This is a genomic window from Martinezella lusitana (assembly GCF_014207095.1).
Lineage (GTDB): Bacteria > Pseudomonadota > Alphaproteobacteria > Rhizobiales > Rhizobiaceae > Rhizobium > Rhizobium lusitanum_B.
The window spans coordinates 101,332-116,582 of the sequence record NZ_JACHBG010000001.1; the positions used below are offsets into that span (position 1 = coordinate 101,332).

A 15,251-nucleotide genomic window follows, 5' to 3' on the forward strand; every position below is an offset into this window, starting at 1 on the left:
TGTCCGTCGTTAGCATAGAACAATCCTTGCCGCACTCAGCCCAATCCGCTAGTTAACCGCGACTGTTCCCGTACCGGATTACCCTAGATATGAGCGACAAACAGAAGAAACCGCAGAAGCTCAAGGCCCGCCTGCCGCGTGGCTTTGTCGATCGTTCGGCCAGCGACATTCGTGCCGTCAACGAAATGACCTCTAAGATCCGTAGGGTATACGAGCATTATGGTTTCGATCCTGTCGAAACGCCGCTGTTCGAATATACCGATGCGCTCGGCAAGTTCCTGCCCGATAGCGACCGGCCGAACGAGGGCGTGTTCTCGCTTCAGGATGATGACGAGCAGTGGATGTCGCTGCGTTACGACCTGACGGCGCCGCTTGCCCGTCATGTCGCCGAGAACTTCAACGAGATCCAGCTTCCCTACCGCACCTATCGTGCCGGCTATGTTTTCCGCAACGAGAAGCCGGGCCCAGGCCGTTTCCGCCAGTTCATGCAGTTCGACGCCGATACCGTCGGCGCACCGGGCGTGCAGGCGGATGCCGAAATGTGCATGATGATGGCTGACACGCTGGAAGCTTTGGGCATCAAGCGTGGCGACTATGTGATCCGCGTCAACAACCGCAAGGTTCTCGACGGCGTGCTGGAAGCCATCGGTCTCGGCGGCGACGACAAGGCCGGCCAGCGCCTGAACGTACTGCGCGCCATCGACAAGCTCGATAAGTTCGGCCCGGAAGGCGTGGCGCTGCTTCTCGGCCCCGGCCGCAAGGACGAGTCCGGCGACTTCACCAAGGGTGCCGGCCTCAATGCCGATCAGATCGAGAAGGTGCTCTTCTTCGTCGGCATCAAGGACTACGCCGAAAGCGCTGTTCAGCTTGCGGAGCTTGTTGCCGGCACGTCCAACGGCGTCGAGGGCGTCGACGAGCTGAATTTCATCGGCAGCCTCGTGACCAGCGCCGGATATCAGGCCGATCGCATCAAGATCGATCCATCCGTCGTTCGCGGCCTCGAATATTACACCGGTCCGGTCTACGAAGCCGAGCTGCTGTTCGACGTCACCAACGAGAAGGGCGAAAAGGTCGTCTTCGGCTCGGTCGGCGGCGGCGGCCGTTATGACGGGCTCGTCTCGCGCTTCATGGGTCAGCCGGTGCCGGCCACCGGCTTCTCCATCGGCGTGTCGCGCCTGATGACGGCGCTGAAGAACCTCGGCAAGCTCGGCACGGAAGAAGTGATCGAGCCAGTGCTCGTCACCGTCATGGATGGCGATGTCGACGCCATGGGGCGCTATCAACGCTTCACGCAGCAGCTGCGCGCCGCCGGCATCCGCGCCGAGATGTTCCAGGGCAACTGGAAGAAGTTCGGCAACCAGCTGAAATATGCCGATCGCCGCGGCTGCCCGATCGCCATCATCCAGGGTGGCGATGAGCGCGCCCAGGGCGTCGTCCAGATCAAGGATCTGATCGAAGGCAAGCGCCTCTCCGGTGAGATCGAGGACAATGCCAGCTGGCGCGAGGCTCGCGTGGCGCAGGAAACCGTGCCGGAATCCGAGCTGATCGCGAAGGTGCAGGAAATATTGGCGGCGCACGCGGAAGACCGGAAGAGGGCGGGCTGATGCCCCTGATCAACCTTCCGGATTTCGCCGGCGATTTGCTTGATGAGTTTACCCTCCGCGGGACGGAGAGGGTGGATACACCCATCATCCAGCCGGCTGAACCCTTTCTCGATATGGCCGGCGAAGATCTTCGCCGGCGTATCTTCATGACCGAGAGCGAAACCGGCGCTAGCCTGTGCTTGCGTCCGGAGTTCACCATCCCGGTCTGCCTGCGCCATATCGAAACCGCTACCGGTACGCCGAAGCGCTATTCCTATCTCGGCGAGATCTTTCGCCAGCGCCGCGAAGGCGGTCATGAGTTCTATCAGGCTGGGATCGAGGATCTAGGCGATGGCGACACGGCCAGCGCCGACGCCCGCGCCATCGGCGATGCCATCGGCATTCTGAACCGTTTGGTCCCCGGCAAGCCGCTCTCGGTCACGCTTGGCGATCAGGCCGTTTTCGAGGCCGTGGTACAGGCGCTCGGCCTGCCGTCAGGCTGGCAGAAGCGGCTGATCCACGCCTTCGGCAACATGATGCAGCTCGAAACCCTGCTGGCGCGGCTCGCAAGCCCGCAGCCGGTCACGGGGCTCGATGCGCATGTGCTGGATTTCCTCAATCGTGGTGACGAGCAGGGGCTGGTCAAGCATATCGACGCCACCATGCAGGCAACCGGATATTCCACCAATGCCAGCCGCTCGCCGCAGGAAATCGCCCGCCGCCTTCGCGAGAAGCTGGTGCTGTCGGAAACCCGGCTCGATGATGCCGCATTCCTCGTATTGGAGGAATTCCTGTCCTTGAGCGTGCCGCTGGCGGATGCCTCTGCCGCGCTTGCCGGCTTTGCCGATGCGGCAGGCCTGAAGCTCGGCAAGGCATTGCAGAGCTTCGATGCCCGCGTCGCCGCATTGGCCAAGGCCGGCGTCGATGCCACGAAGATTGATTATCGCGCCGCCTTCGGCCGCCCGCTCGATTACTATACCGGCCTCGTTTTCGAGGTGACGGTGGCCGGATCGAGCGCAGTGCTTGCCGGCGGCGGCCGGTTCGACCGGCTGATGACATTGCTCGGCGCCAAGGACCATATCCCGGCCGTCGGTTTCGCGCTTTGGCTCGACCGGATCGAAAATGCGAGGGCCGCCTGATGACCATCACCATTGCGCTGCCCTCCAAGGGCCGGATGAAGGACGATTGTTCGGCCGTTTTCGAGCGCGCCGGCATGCCCATCGTCGCCGTTGGCAACGACCGCTCCTATCGCGGCCGTGTCGAGGGCTGGGATGGTGTCGAAATCGCCTTCCTGTCGGCCTCGGAAATCTCCCGCGAGATCGGCAATGGCAGCGTCGATTTCGGCATCACCGGCGAGGATCTGGTGCGTGAGGGCATGGCGGAAGCCGACCGCCGCGTCGAATTCTGCGCAAGGCTTGGCTTCGGTCACGCCGATGTCGTCGTCGCCGTGCCGGAGATCTGGCTCGATGTCGATACGATGGCCGACCTCGGCGACGTCGCCGCCGATTTCCGTGCTCGTCATGGCCACAGACTGACGGTTGCGACGAAATACTGGCGCCTGACCCAACAGTTCTTCTCCAGCCAGCACGGCATCCAACTCTACCGCATCGTCGAAAGCCTCGGCGCGACGGAAGGCGCTCCTGCTGCCGGTTCAGCCGATATCATCGTCGACATCACCTCGACGGGTTCGACCTTGCGGGCCAATCACCTGAAGATCCTGTCGGATGGCATCATCCTTCGCTCGGAAGCCTGCCTGGTGCGCGCCCGCAAGGAAAGCCATGAGGGCGACCCGATGGTTCAGCGCATCATTGCGGCGGTGCGCAGCGTGCTCTGATCTTTCTGTTTCCTATTCACGCAAAAAAAGCCCGCCTGGATGTTCCAGGCGGGCTTTTTGTCTTGGGAAGCATACGGTCAATCAAGCCGTCGCGTAGACACCGCGGCGTGCGTCGAGCGAGTAGGCGCCTGCGCCATTGGTGGCGAGCATGATGTAGGCACCGGCCAGTGTGATGTTCTTCAGGAAGTTCACGAAGTTCAGGCCGTTGATCCAGCCGTTGGCGGCTGCCGGGAAATCCGGAACATTGATTGTGCCCAGATGGAAGACGATGCCGGTGAAGACGCAGAAGGCGGCGAGCAGCCAGCCGACGATGCGGATCTGGAAGCCGATCAGAACGCAGACGCCGGTGACGAATTCAAACGCGCCAGCAAGATAGGTGAGCAGCGTTGCGGCCGGCATTCCGGCGCCGGCGATCATGCCGGCCGTGCCTGCCGGGTCGGTCAGCTTGCCGAAACCGGCAAAGATGAACATGAAGGCGAGCAGGATGCGCGCCACAAGAATGACGATGTTGTTGGTATTGGACATGACAGTCTCCAGTGAAGTCGTTTTGGTTCGGTGGCGACAATTTCTGGCGACAGATATCCGTGATTTTTCAGAGGCTGGAAAGATAAACAACTGCATACAATTAGTTCACAATCATTGAACAATGGTGCTGGCAGGCCTCTTCCCATATGCGCGGTATCGGCTATGGTGGCGCCAATTCATTGCCAAATCATAGTCTTAAGGAGCGAGTTCCATGGCCGATCTCTCGTCATTTCCGATCACGAAGCGCTGGCCCGCCAGCAATCCGGATATCATTCAGCTCTACTCGCTGCCGACGCCGAATGGCGTCAAGGTTTCCATCGCTCTTGAAGAACTGGGTCTGCCTTACGAGCCGCATCTCGTCTCTTTTGGCACCAATGACCAGAAGTCGCCTGAATTCTTATCGCTCAATCCAAATGGCCGCATCCCTGCGATCATCGATCCCAATGGTCCGGGCGCCAAGCCGCTCGGCCTGTTCGAATCCGGCGCGATCCTTGTCTACCTCGCGGAAAAAACCGGCAAGCTCATCCCAAGTGATGCTGCGGCCCGCTACGAGACGCTGGAATGGGTTTTCTTCCAGATGGCAGGCGTCGGCCCCATGTTCGGTCAGTTCGGTCATTTCTTCAAATTTGCCGCCGATAAGGTCGCCAACAACTCATATCCGGTAGAGCGCTACCGCGACGAAGCCAAGCGTCTCCTGAGTATTCTCGAAAGCCGCCTGCAGGGGCGCGAGTGGATCATGGGCGACGAATATACCATTGCTGATATCACCACCTTCCCGTGGGTGCGCGGAGTCGATGTCTTCTACGGCGGTCGTGAGGTGTTGGAGTTTGAAAGCTTCCCCGCAGTCATGGCTTGGCTCGACCGTGCGCTTGCACGCCCGGCCAGCCAGCGCGGCCTGAACATTCCGAAGCGGGATTGACGGCGTCTGGCGAAGCGAGGGCAGGAGCCCTCGCACTTATTGTGCTTCAGCCTTACTGCCGGGTCGCCAATTGGCTGCCCGGCTCCAGCTTGAAGCGTGGAAACAGGAAGACGCCGACCATGCTGCCGGAATGCCGTTCGTCCGCAGCGATCGATTCGCCGACGCAGAAGATCGGCTGGCGATTACCGTTGGCGCCGCGGGTCGTTGTCGAGTAGCAGAAAGACGACGTGGCCGTTGCCGCCTGCTCGAAAAGATCGAGGATGCGCGCGCGATCCTGCGCATCGTAGCAGTGCATCAGGCTCAGGAGCCCGCATTCCGAAGAGCTCAACCCATGCAGCATGGTGCTCCACTGCCCGAGCTTGATAAGCCCGCTCGACAGGTCGCCGGTCCAGCCTTCGGAAACACAGAATTGCGCGAGGAGATCGGGATCTTGGCTGTCAAACGCCAGCGAGCCAGGCGCAAACGGCGCCGCAAAATTTGCTTTGGCAATCTTGAACAAGCTGATCCCCACCACTTGAGCGCAAGGGCTCCTGCGCACTGCGTTTGAATTCCATATGTCGTCGGATTGAAGGTCTGACTGCCTGCTGCACCGTCATGAAGAAAACAGAACCGCGCCTCCGCTATTGTCGTCTTTCAACAAAGTTCCCGGATGGCGAGCCGACCTGCGAAGTCATTTTCAAGTAATAAATTTGGACGAACCCAACCTCGAAGGTCATGGCTAAGCCACGCCGCAGGTTAATCCTGCCCAAAATCAGTAAAATTTTCGTGTATTGCAGCTTACTCTCCAAAATCGCTGCGCTGCGAGTTATAGGGGCTTTTTCTAAAACGGCAATGGGGAAGTTGCACAAAATTGCATTGCCAGGAGAGCTTGCGGGATTTGCGCATGGATCGGTTTGGCACAACAAAAAGGGCGGCCCGAGAGCCGCCCTTCGTCAATTCCGGATGCCGGATTGAACAATCGAATAAGGCTAAGGCCTTATCACATCATGTCCATGCCGCCACTTCAGGCCGCTTGGCGGCCTGAAGCACTAAAAGTGCATGGGCGAAGCTTTATGGACATTCCTGTGATTAGGCCGTTGGCCTATCACATCATGTCCATGCCGCCCATGCCGCCCATGCCGCCCGGCATGCCAGCAGGGGCATCCTTCTTCGGCAGTTCAGCGATCATGGCTTCGGTGGTGATCAGCAGCGAAGCAACCGAAGCTGCGTTCTGCAGAGCCGTGCGAACAACCTTGACCGGGTCGACGATGCCCATTGCGATCATGTCGCCGAACTCGGACGTCTGGGCGTTGTAGCCGTAGTTGTCTTCGTTCTTGTCGAGAACCTTGCCGACAACGATCGAAGCTTCGTCACCAGCGTTTTCAGCGATCTGGCGAACCAGCGACTGCAGGGCGCGGCGAACGATGTTGACGCCAGCTTCCTGATCCTGGTTTTCACCCTTGGCAGTGATCTTGGTGGAAGAACGCAGGAGAGCAATACCGCCGCCCGGTACGATACCTTCCTGAACAGCAGCGCGCGTCGCGTTGAGAGCGTCGTCGATGCGGTCCTTCTTTTCCTTCACTTCGATTTCCGTCGAGCCGCCGACGCGGATCACGGCAACGCCGCCAGCGAGCTTGGCAAGACGTTCCTGCAGCTTTTCGCGGTCGTAGTCGGAGGTGGTTTCTTCGATCTGAGCCTTGATCTGGGCAACACGGCCTTCGATGTCGGACTTGGCGCCAGCGCCGTCGACGATCGTGGTGTTTTCCTTGGAGATCGAAACCTTCTTGGAACGGCCGAGCATGTCGAGGGTAACGGACTCGAGCTTGATGCCGAGGTCTTCGGAGATGACAGTGCCGCCCGTCAGGATGGCGATGTCTTCCAGCATGGCCTTGCGGCGGTCGCCGAAGCCAGGAGCCTTGACAGCAGCAATCTTCAGGCCGCCGCGCAGCTTGTTGACGACGAGCGTAGCAAGAGCTTCGCCTTCGACGTCTTCAGCGATGATGAGGAGCGGCTTGCCGGTCTGAACGACAGCTTCGAGAACCGGGAGCATGGCCTGCAGGTTCGAGAGCTTCTTCTCGTGCAGGAGGATGAACGCGTCTTCGAGATCGGCGATCATCTTTTCCGGGTTGGTTACGAAGTACGGGCTGAGGTAGCCGCGGTCGAACTGCATGCCTTCGACGACTTCGAGTTCGGTTTCGGCGGTCTTGGCTTCTTCAACCGTGATGACGCCTTCGTTGCCGACCTTCTGCATGGCTTCAGCAATATCGAGACCGATCTGCTTTTCGCCGTTTGCGGAGATCGTGCCGACCTGCGCAACTTCTTCCGAAGTGTTGATCTTCTTGGCCTTGGCCTGGAGATCCTTGACGACTTCTGCAACAGCGAGGTCGATACCGCGCTTCAGGTCCATCGGGTTCATGCCGGCTGCAACAGCCTTGGCGCCTTCGCGAACGATCGCCTGGGCAAGAACGGTTGCAGTGGTGGTGCCGTCACCGGCGACGTCGTTGGTCTTCGAAGCAACTTCGCGGACCATCTGGGCGCCCATGTTTTCGAACTTGTCTTCGAGTTCGATTTCCTTGGCGACGGAAACGCCGTCCTTGGTGATGCGCGGAGCGCCGAAGGACTTGTCGATAACGACGTTACGACCCTTCGGGCCGAGCGTGACCTTCACTGCGTCAGCGAGGATATCAACGCCACGAAGCATCTTTTCGCGGGCGCTGCGGCCGAATTTTACTTCTTTAGCTGCCATGTCTAAAAACTCCTGAATTCGCATTGAACGGGTTTATGGCCCGTCAGCTGTATCGGAAAAGGGGAAACCGGCTGGATTAGCCGATGATACCCATGATGTCGGCTTCCTTCATGATGAGAAGGTCTTCGCCATCAAGCTTGACTTCGGTGCCCGACCACTTGCCGAACAGAATGCGATCGCCGGCCTTGACGTCGAGCGGGATGACCTTGCCGGATTCATCACGAACGCCAGAGCCTACAGCGACGATTTCGCCTTCCTGCGGCTTTTCCTTGGCGGTATCGGGAATGATGATACCACCCTTGGTCTTTGCTTCGGACTCAACGCGACGAACGACGACGCGGTCATGAAGGGGGCGGAAATTGGTTGCCATTGTCTAATCCCTCGATCAAATGACTTCACGGATCAGCGGGGGATCCGTATGGGCTTTGTTAGCACTCAGCATCGGCGAGTGCTAGCGACCGTGATTTAGGGGTGGCTACTGGGTGAGTCAAGAACAGCACTGTGAAATTTTTACGGCGCTGGTCACCTTGTTTCTAGGATGATTAATGCCCATCGCGATCCCGCTTAGCATCCCGTTGCATGTACTCCACCACTTTTGGGCTCATGGAGAAGGGTGTCGCGCCGCTCTTTCTTGGCAGTCTTGCTGATGCCTAACTCGCGTTATTTGCGCTTCGCCGAGGTTGCCGGTGCCTGTCATTCCGGCCTTGTGCGGCGCAAAAACCTCGCGTGCCGCTCTTGTAATTTGCCGGCCGGTTTGCGATGTCAGCCCGTGATTTATGTAATGCGAGGATGGCATGGGCAAACGGATCGAGAGCTTTCGCGAGATTGGCGGACTTTATGATGTTGCGCTCTGCGACGTCTGGGGCGTGCTTCACAATGGCGTCACCGCCTACAAGGAAGCCTCGATCGCGCTAGAAGCCGCCCGCGCTGAAGGTCTAACCGTCGTCCTCATCACCAACTCTCCGCGTGTCGCTCCCAAAGTGGTCGAGCAGTTGCGGGCGATCGGCGTTCCAGACAGCGTCTACGACCGTATCATCACGTCGGGCGATGTCACCCGCAAGCTGATTGCCGAAGGCCCGAAGAAGGTGTTTCTGCTCGGTCCGGAGCGGGATACCGGCATCCTCGAAGGGCTGGATGTCCAGCGCGTCGATGTCGGTGAGGCCGAAAGCATCGTCTGCACCGGCTTCTTCGACGACGAGACCGAAACGCCTGACGACTATACGGACATGCTGATGGCTTGGTCCGTCCGCAACGTGCCGCTCATCTGCGCCAATCCGGACCTCGTGGTCGAACGCGGCCATCGGATGATCCCCTGCGCTGGTGCCATGGCGGCCTATTACGAGCGCCTCGGCGGCCAGACGCGTATCGCCGGCAAGCCGCATCAGCCGATCTACAATGCGGCGATTGCCGCGGCCCGCGAGGTCAGGAGTGAGTTTCCGCTGTCGCGCGTCGTCGCCATCGGCGATGGCATGCCGACCGATGTGCGCGGAGCGCTCGATTACGGCCTTGATCTTCTTTATATCAGCCATGGCATCCACGCTCGCGAATATATGGTCGACGGGCATACGGATGAGGCTGCTCTCGGTGCCTTTCTGGCGCGCGAGCAGGCCTCACCGAAGTGGTGGATGCCGCGCCTAGTCTGACCGGAGTGGTAGCCGATGACCGTTTTCCATCGCAACGAGACGCGCGACGCGCTTCCGGATGCTCTCAAGGGCGGTGTCGTCGCCATCGGCAATTTCGACGGCGTTCATCGCGGTCATCAATCGGTGCTTGATCGCGCGCTGGAGATTGCCAGGGAGCGCGGCATTCCGGCTCTCGTGCTGACTTTCGAGCCGCATCCGCGCACCGTGTTTCGCCCGGATCACCCCGTATTCCGCCTGACGCCGGCGCCGCTGAAGGCGCGTCTGCTCGAAGCCATCGGTTTCAATGCCGTCATCGAATATCCATTCGACCGCGCTTTCTCTCAACGCTCGGCCGATGAGTTCGTTCATTCGATCCTGATCGATTGGCTGCACGCTTCCGAAGTCGTCACCGGCTTCGACTTCCATTTCGGCCATGATCGCCAGGGTGGCCCGGCCTTCCTGATGAACGCCGGCAGCCGCAACGGTTTCGGCGTAACGCTCATCGATGCTTTTCGCGATGAAAATGCCGAGGTTATCTCCTCAAGCCGCATCCGCACATTGCTCGCCGACGGGGAGGTGGCCCAGGTCGCCGGGATGCTCGGTTATCGCTATACCGTCGAAGCGCCCATCATCGGCGGCGAGAAGCTCGGTCGTACGCTCGGCTTCCCAACGGCAAACATGCAGCTTCCGCCGGAAATATCGCTGAAGGCCGGCATTTATGCCGTGAGGTTCCGCGCAGCCGACGGCATCATTCGCGATGCTGTTGCGAGCTATGGTCGCCGCCCAACGGTGACGGACAATGGCGCGCCGCTGCTTGAAACCTTCGTCTTCGATTTCAGCGGCGATCTCTATGGCCAAATCTGTTCGGTGTCCTTCTTCGGCTATCTCCGCCCGGAACTGAAATTCGACGGGCTGGATCCTCTGGTCGCACAGATCCGAAAAGATGAAGAAGAGGCAAGGGCGCTTCTTGCCGGCGTCCAGCCACTGAGCGACATCGATCGCTGCATCGCCTTCTCCTGACTTCATTATAGAAAACTGCGCGCAGGGATTGCGGCAGTGCGGTATCTTTTTGCCTTGAGCGCGTGGAAAGATGCTGCAATGCTCATATTGCAGGGCGCGAGTCGCCGCGTCCCTTTTCCGAAAGGCGCAGGTAATGGACAAACGTTTTGGAACGGCGGCCTGCTGGCTGCTCGTCATCCCCTATATAGGCTTGCTTTGGGTCCCCTTCTATAACGCTCACGATCCGGTTCTGCTCGGCTTCCCCTTCTTCTACTGGTATCAACTGGCCTGGGTGCCGATCACCGCTCTGCTGACGTGGATCGCTTATCGGAGCATGCGCAATGACGACTGATATCGATCCGACAGCACTTGCAGTCTTCATCTTCTTTCTGGCGCTCGTGACCGTCATGGGCTTCGTGGCCGCCCGCTGGCGCCGGCCGAAGACCCTTGCCCATATCGACGAGTGGGGCCTTGGCGGCCGCACCTTCGGCACCTGGATCACCTGGTTCCTCGTCGGGGGTGACTTCTACACGGCCTATACCGTGATCGCCGTACCGGCACTGGTCTACACGGTCGGCGCTTACGGCTTTTTCGCGCTGCCCTATACGATCGTCGTCTACCCCTTCGTCTTCATGGTCATGCCGCTGCTGTGGCGGCGCGCGAAGGATCATGGCTACGTCACGGCAGGCGATGTCGTGCACGGCCAATACGGCTCCCGTGCGCTCGAACTGGCGGTTGCGCTTACCGGGGTCATCGCGACCATGCCCTATATCGCTCTGCAGCTCGTCGGCATGACGGCGGTGTTCAAGGCTCTCGGGCTTCACGGTGAATTGCCGCTCGCCGTCGCCTTCATCATCCTGGCGCTCTACACCTACTCTGCAGGCCTTCGTGCGCCGGCGCTGATCGCCTTCGTCAAAGACATCATGATCTATATCGTTGTCATTGCCGCCATTGCGCTCATCCCGGCCAAACTCGGCGGTTATGCCAATGTCTTTGCCGCGGCCGATGCGGATTTCAAGGCCAAGGGAGCGGGCAGTCTGCTGCTTGGCGGCAACCAGTATGTCGCCTATGCGACCCTGGCGCTCGGCTCGGCGCTTGCGGCCTTCATGTATCCGCATACGCTCACCGGCATCTTCGCCTCCAACAGCGGCAACACCATTCGCAAGAATGCCGTGCTACTGCCGGCCTATACGCTGCTGCTCGGTCTGCTGGCCTTGCTCGGCTACATGGGCCACGCGGCAAACCTGAAGCTGGACAGCGCTAATGATGTCGTCCCGGCCCTGTTCCAGAACTTGTTCTCAAGCTGGTTTGCCGGCTTTGCCTTTGCGGCAATCGCCATCGGCGCGCTCGTCCCTGCCGCCGTGATGAGCATCGGCGCTGCCAACCTCTTCACCCGTAACTTCTGGAAGGCCTATATCGATCCGCAGGTTTCCGATGCCGGCGAGGCAAAGGTCGCCAAGATGACCTCGCTCATCGTCAAAATCGGCGCGCTTCTCGTCATCATTTTCCTGCCGACGCAATTTGCACTCGATCTGCAGCTTTTAGGCGGGATCTGGATATTGCAAACCCTGCCGGCCCTGGTCTTCGGCCTTTATACCAAATGGTTCCGGGCGCCTGCGCTGCTGGCCGGCTGGTTCGTCGGCTTCTTCGGCGGCACCTACCTTGTCTGGGATGCCGGCTGGAAGCCGCTGCATATGGTTCCCCTCGGAGATGCCGGTTTCACGGCCTATACGGGGCTTTTGGCGCTGGCGGCAAACATCGTCGTTGCCGTCATCCTCAATGCAGTCATGCCGGCACGCGCCACCGCGCGCGCCTGATACGCGCAACACCCTATCGACCGCTGGCGGAAACGTCCGCGGTCTTTCTATGTGCCGCGCGCGTTGTTTCCTCTTCCTTTCCTTGGAAAAAACGCCTATGAACCGGCGGCTATGACCCAATTTCGGCTGAGCCTATCGATACGAATTATTGGCCCGGCCTTCCGCGCGCTTTAAGCTGCCGGAAGGTCCGGGTTTTTGGCGCCCGCTCCCAGGGCGCTTTCCGCCGCCGAAAAATCCCCATATGGCTGCGCTTTTCAAGCGCAAGACGCCCGAGACACCGAGGCAATTGTCAGAACTATGACCGATACCACCGAAAAGATGGACTATTCCAAGACCCTTTACCTGCCGGAAACTGATTTTCCGATGCGCGCCGGCCTGCCGCAAAAGGAGCCGGAGCTGGTGGGCCGCTGGCAGCAGATGGACCTCTACAAAAAGCTGCGCGCCTCCGCCGCCGGCCGTGAGAAGTTCGTCCTGCATGACGGCCCTCCCTATGCAAACGGCCACATCCATATCGGCCACGCGCTTAACAAGATCCTGAAGGACGTCATCACCCGCTCATTCCAGATGCGCGGCTATGACAGCAATTACGTTCCGGGCTGGGACTGCCACGGCCTGCCGATCGAGTGGAAGATCGAGGAAAAGTATCGCGAGAAGGGCAAGAACAAGGACGAGGTTCCGGTGAACGAGTTTCGCCAGGAATGCCGCGACTTTGCCGCCGGCTGGATCAAGATCCAGTCCGAGGAGTTCAAGCGCCTCGGCATCGTCGGCGATTTCGACAATCCCTATCTCACCATGAACTTCCATGCGGAATCCCGCATCGCCGGCGAGCTTTTGAAGATCGCCCGTACCGGCCAGCTTTACCGTGGCTCCAAGCCGGTCATGTGGTCGGTGGTCGAGCGCACCGCGCTCGCCGAAGCCGAAGTCGAATATGCCGATGTCGAGAGCGACATGATCTGGGTTAAGTTCCCGGTGGCCGAAGGCTCTGCACATCTTGCCGGCGCCTTCGTCGTCATCTGGACGACGACCCCTTGGACGATCCCCGGCAACCGTGCGATCGCCTATTCGTCGCGCGTGTCCTACGGGCTTTACGAAGTTACGGAAGCCGCCAACGATTTCGGCCCGCGCCCCGGCGAGAAGCTGATCTTCGCCGATAAGCTTGCGGAAGAATCCTTCGCCAAGGCAAAACTGCAGTACAAGCGTCTGGCCGATGTCTCTGCCGACGATCTGGCTGCTATCACCTGCGCGCATCCGCTCGCCTCTCTCGGCTACGACTTCAAGGTGCCGCTGCTCGATGGCGATCACGTCACCGACGATGCTGGTACGGGCTTCGTGCACACCGCACCGAGCCACGGTCGCGAGGACTTTGACGCCTGGATGTCGCATGCGCGTGATCTCGAAAAGCGCGGTATCTCGGCCACCATCCCGTTCCCGGTCGATGACGCCGGCTTCTATACGGCCGACGCTCCCGGCTTCGAGGGTGGCCGCGTCATGGACGACAACGGCAAGAAGGGCAACGCCAACGACATAGTCATCAAGGCGCTGATCGAGACGAACACGCTCTTTGCGCGCGGCAGGCTGAAGCATTCCTACCCGCATTCCTGGCGCTCGAAGAAGCCGGTCATCTTCCGCAATACGCCGCAGTGGTTCGTCTATATGGACAAGGACTTCGATGACGGCTCGACGCTGCGTAGTCGTGCCCTGAAGGCGATCGACGACACCCGCTTCGTACCGGCTGCCGGCCAGAACCGTCTGCGCGCCATGATCGAGCAGCGCCCGGATTGGGTCCTTTCGCGCCAGCGCGCCTGGGGCGTGCCGATCGCGATCTTCGTCGATGAGCAGGGCAAGATCCTGCAGGACGACGACGTCAATGCCCGCGTCCTCGAAGCCTTCGAAAAGGAAGGGGCTGATGCCTGGTTTGCCGAAGGTGCTCGCGAGCGCTTCCTCGGCGCGAAGGCCAACGAGCCCTGGACGCAGGTCATGGACATTCTCGACGTCTGGTTCGACTCGGGCTCGACCCACACCTTTACCCTGGAGGACCGCCCGGATCTGAAATGGCCGGCCGATCTCTATCTCGAAGGCTCCGACCAGCATCGCGGCTGGTTCCATTCGTCGCTGCTCGAAAGTGCGGCGACGCGTGGCCGCGCGCCCTATGATGCCGTCCTCACCCATGGTTTCACCATGGACGAGAAGGGCGAAAAGATGTCGAAGTCCAAGGGCAATGTCACGTCGCCGCAGGAAGTGATGAAGGATGCCGGCGCTGATATTCTGCGCCTCTGGGTCATGACCTCGGACTATGCCGAAGACCTCCGCGTCGGCAAAGCCATCATCCAGACCAATGTCGACGCCTATCGCAAGCTGCGCAACACCATCCGCTGGATGCTCGGCACGCTGGCGCACGACAAGGGTGAGGTCATCGCCTATGCCGATATGCCGGAGCTAGAGCAGCTGATGCTGCACCGTCTTGCCGAGCTCGACGAGCTGGTGCGCGAAAGTTACGACGCCTTCGACTTCAAGCGCATCGCCCGCGCCCTGATCGATTTCGCCAATGTCGAGCTGTCGGCCTTCTACTTCGATGTCCGCAAGGACGCGCTCTACTGCGATGCGCCATCGAGCCTGCGCCGCCGCGCCTCGCTCGCCGTCATCCGCACGATCTTCGACTGCATGGTGACGTGGCTGGCGCCGATGCTGCCGTTCACGACGGAAGAGGCATGGCTGTCGCGCAATCCGTCGGCTGTTTCCGTGCATCTCGAGCAGTTCGTGACCGTTCCTTCCGAATGGAAGAACGAAGCGCTCGCCGAGAAGTGGAAGACAATCCGCGCTGTGCGCAGCGTCGTTACCGGCGCGCTTGAAATCGAGCGCAAGGACAAGCGGATCGGCTCCTCGCTGGAAGCCGCCCCGGTCGTCTATGTCGCCGATCCTGAGCTGTTGAAGGCGCTTGAAGGGCAGGATTTCTCGGAAATCTGCATCACGTCGAGCATCACCATCGAGAGCGGCGAAGGCCCGGCGGATGCATTCCGTCTCGACGATGCCGCCAAGGTCAGCGTGCTTCCGAAGCTTGCCGAAGGCCGCAAATGTGCCCGTTCGTGGCGCATCACGACCGACGTCGGCTCAGACCCGGAATACCCGGATGTCTCGGCGCGTGACGCTTTGGCGCTGCGCGAACTCGCTACAGCATCGGCCTGAAGATAGGAATCGATTTTCGAAAAGCCTGATGCGTAGAGTAAAAG

At 60.1% G+C, this 15,251-nt stretch carries 13 protein-coding genes; 9 read left to right on the forward strand and 4 right to left on the reverse strand.

Annotated features, from left to right (window positions below; genetic code table 11):
* Positions 1 to 89 precede the first annotated feature (89 nt).
* From hisS to hisG, 3 genes are read left to right on the forward strand one after another with little or no spacing between them, the layout of a single operon-like run.
* Positions 90 to 1,604, forward strand: coding sequence for a histidine--tRNA ligase (hisS, locus tag GGD46_RS00485; RefSeq protein WP_184700744.1), 1,515 nt, complete (start codon positions 90 to 92; stop codon positions 1,602 to 1,604).
* Entirely contained in the window at positions 1,604 to 2,722 is a 1,119-nt protein-coding gene (locus GGD46_RS00490) for an ATP phosphoribosyltransferase regulatory subunit (protein WP_184700746.1), read from the forward strand. Before hisS ends, GGD46_RS00490 begins: the two co-directional genes overlap by 1 nt.
* A complete protein-coding gene (gene hisG / locus GGD46_RS00495) occupies positions 2,722 to 3,417 on the forward strand; it encodes an ATP phosphoribosyltransferase (protein ID WP_184700748.1) in 696 nt (231 codons plus the stop codon). The genes GGD46_RS00490 and hisG overlap by 1 nt, the downstream gene beginning before the upstream one ends.
* Before the next feature lie 81 nt (positions 3,418 to 3,498).
* Here the strand turns inward: hisG and GGD46_RS00500 are convergent, their stop codons facing one another.
* Complete coding sequence (locus GGD46_RS00500; protein ID WP_184700750.1) at positions 3,499 to 3,942, reverse strand: DoxX family protein; 444 nt, start codon at positions 3,940 to 3,942, stop codon at positions 3,499 to 3,501.
* A gap of 211 nt (positions 3,943 to 4,153) precedes the next feature.
* Between GGD46_RS00500 and GGD46_RS00505 the strand changes: the two genes are divergently transcribed.
* Positions 4,154 to 4,861, forward strand: a complete 708-nt coding sequence (locus GGD46_RS00505) for a glutathione binding-like protein (protein WP_184700752.1) — start codon at positions 4,154 to 4,156, stop codon at positions 4,859 to 4,861.
* A gap of 52 nt (positions 4,862 to 4,913) precedes the next feature.
* Here GGD46_RS00505 and GGD46_RS00510 read toward each other — a convergent pair whose 3' ends face one another.
* The 3 genes from GGD46_RS00510 to groES all read right to left on the reverse strand — a co-directional run bounded on the left by GGD46_RS00510 (position 4,914) and on the right by groES (position 7,956).
* Positions 4,914 to 5,360 (reverse strand): hypothetical protein, encoded by a 447-nt coding sequence (locus GGD46_RS00510; RefSeq protein ID WP_210325420.1) that lies wholly within the window; start codon positions 5,358 to 5,360, stop codon positions 4,914 to 4,916.
* A gap of 585 nt (positions 5,361 to 5,945) precedes the next feature.
* Entirely contained in the window at positions 5,946 to 7,586 is a 1,641-nt protein-coding gene (gene groL / locus GGD46_RS00515) for a chaperonin GroEL (protein ID WP_184700756.1), read from the reverse strand.
* Between the two features lie 76 nt (positions 7,587 to 7,662).
* Positions 7,663 to 7,956 (reverse strand): co-chaperone GroES, encoded by a 294-nt coding sequence (gene groES, locus GGD46_RS00520; protein WP_034488329.1) that lies wholly within the window; start codon positions 7,954 to 7,956, stop codon positions 7,663 to 7,665.
* Positions 7,957 to 8,380: 424 nt separating this feature from the next.
* On the opposite strand from groES, the gene GGD46_RS00525 reads away from it, so the two are divergent.
* The 5 genes from GGD46_RS00525 to ileS all read left to right on the forward strand — a co-directional run bounded on the left by GGD46_RS00525 (position 8,381) and on the right by ileS (position 15,207).
* On the forward strand, positions 8,381 to 9,229 hold the full coding sequence (locus GGD46_RS00525) for a TIGR01459 family HAD-type hydrolase (RefSeq protein WP_184700758.1): 849 nt from the start codon (positions 8,381 to 8,383) through the stop codon (positions 9,227 to 9,229).
* 15 nt (positions 9,230 to 9,244) lie between these two features.
* Positions 9,245 to 10,228 carry a bifunctional riboflavin kinase/FAD synthetase gene (locus tag GGD46_RS00530; protein ID WP_184700760.1) on the forward strand — a complete coding sequence of 328 codons (984 nt, stop codon included), beginning with the start codon at positions 9,245 to 9,247 and terminating at the stop codon, positions 10,226 to 10,228.
* Between the two features lie 133 nt (positions 10,229 to 10,361).
* Positions 10,362 to 10,559 (forward strand): DUF3311 domain-containing protein, encoded by a 198-nt coding sequence (locus GGD46_RS00535; protein ID WP_184700762.1) that lies wholly within the window; start codon positions 10,362 to 10,364, stop codon positions 10,557 to 10,559.
* Positions 10,549 to 12,024, forward strand: coding sequence for a monocarboxylate uptake permease MctP (gene mctP, locus GGD46_RS00540; RefSeq protein WP_184700764.1), 1,476 nt, complete (start codon positions 10,549 to 10,551; stop codon positions 12,022 to 12,024). Before GGD46_RS00535 ends, mctP begins: the two co-directional genes overlap by 11 nt.
* 297 nt (positions 12,025 to 12,321) lie before the next feature.
* Positions 12,322 to 15,207: an isoleucine--tRNA ligase gene (gene ileS / locus GGD46_RS00545; RefSeq protein ID WP_184700766.1), complete on the forward strand. Its 2,886-nt coding sequence runs from the start codon at positions 12,322 to 12,324 to the stop codon at positions 15,205 to 15,207.
* Positions 15,208 to 15,251 lie beyond the last annotated feature (44 nt).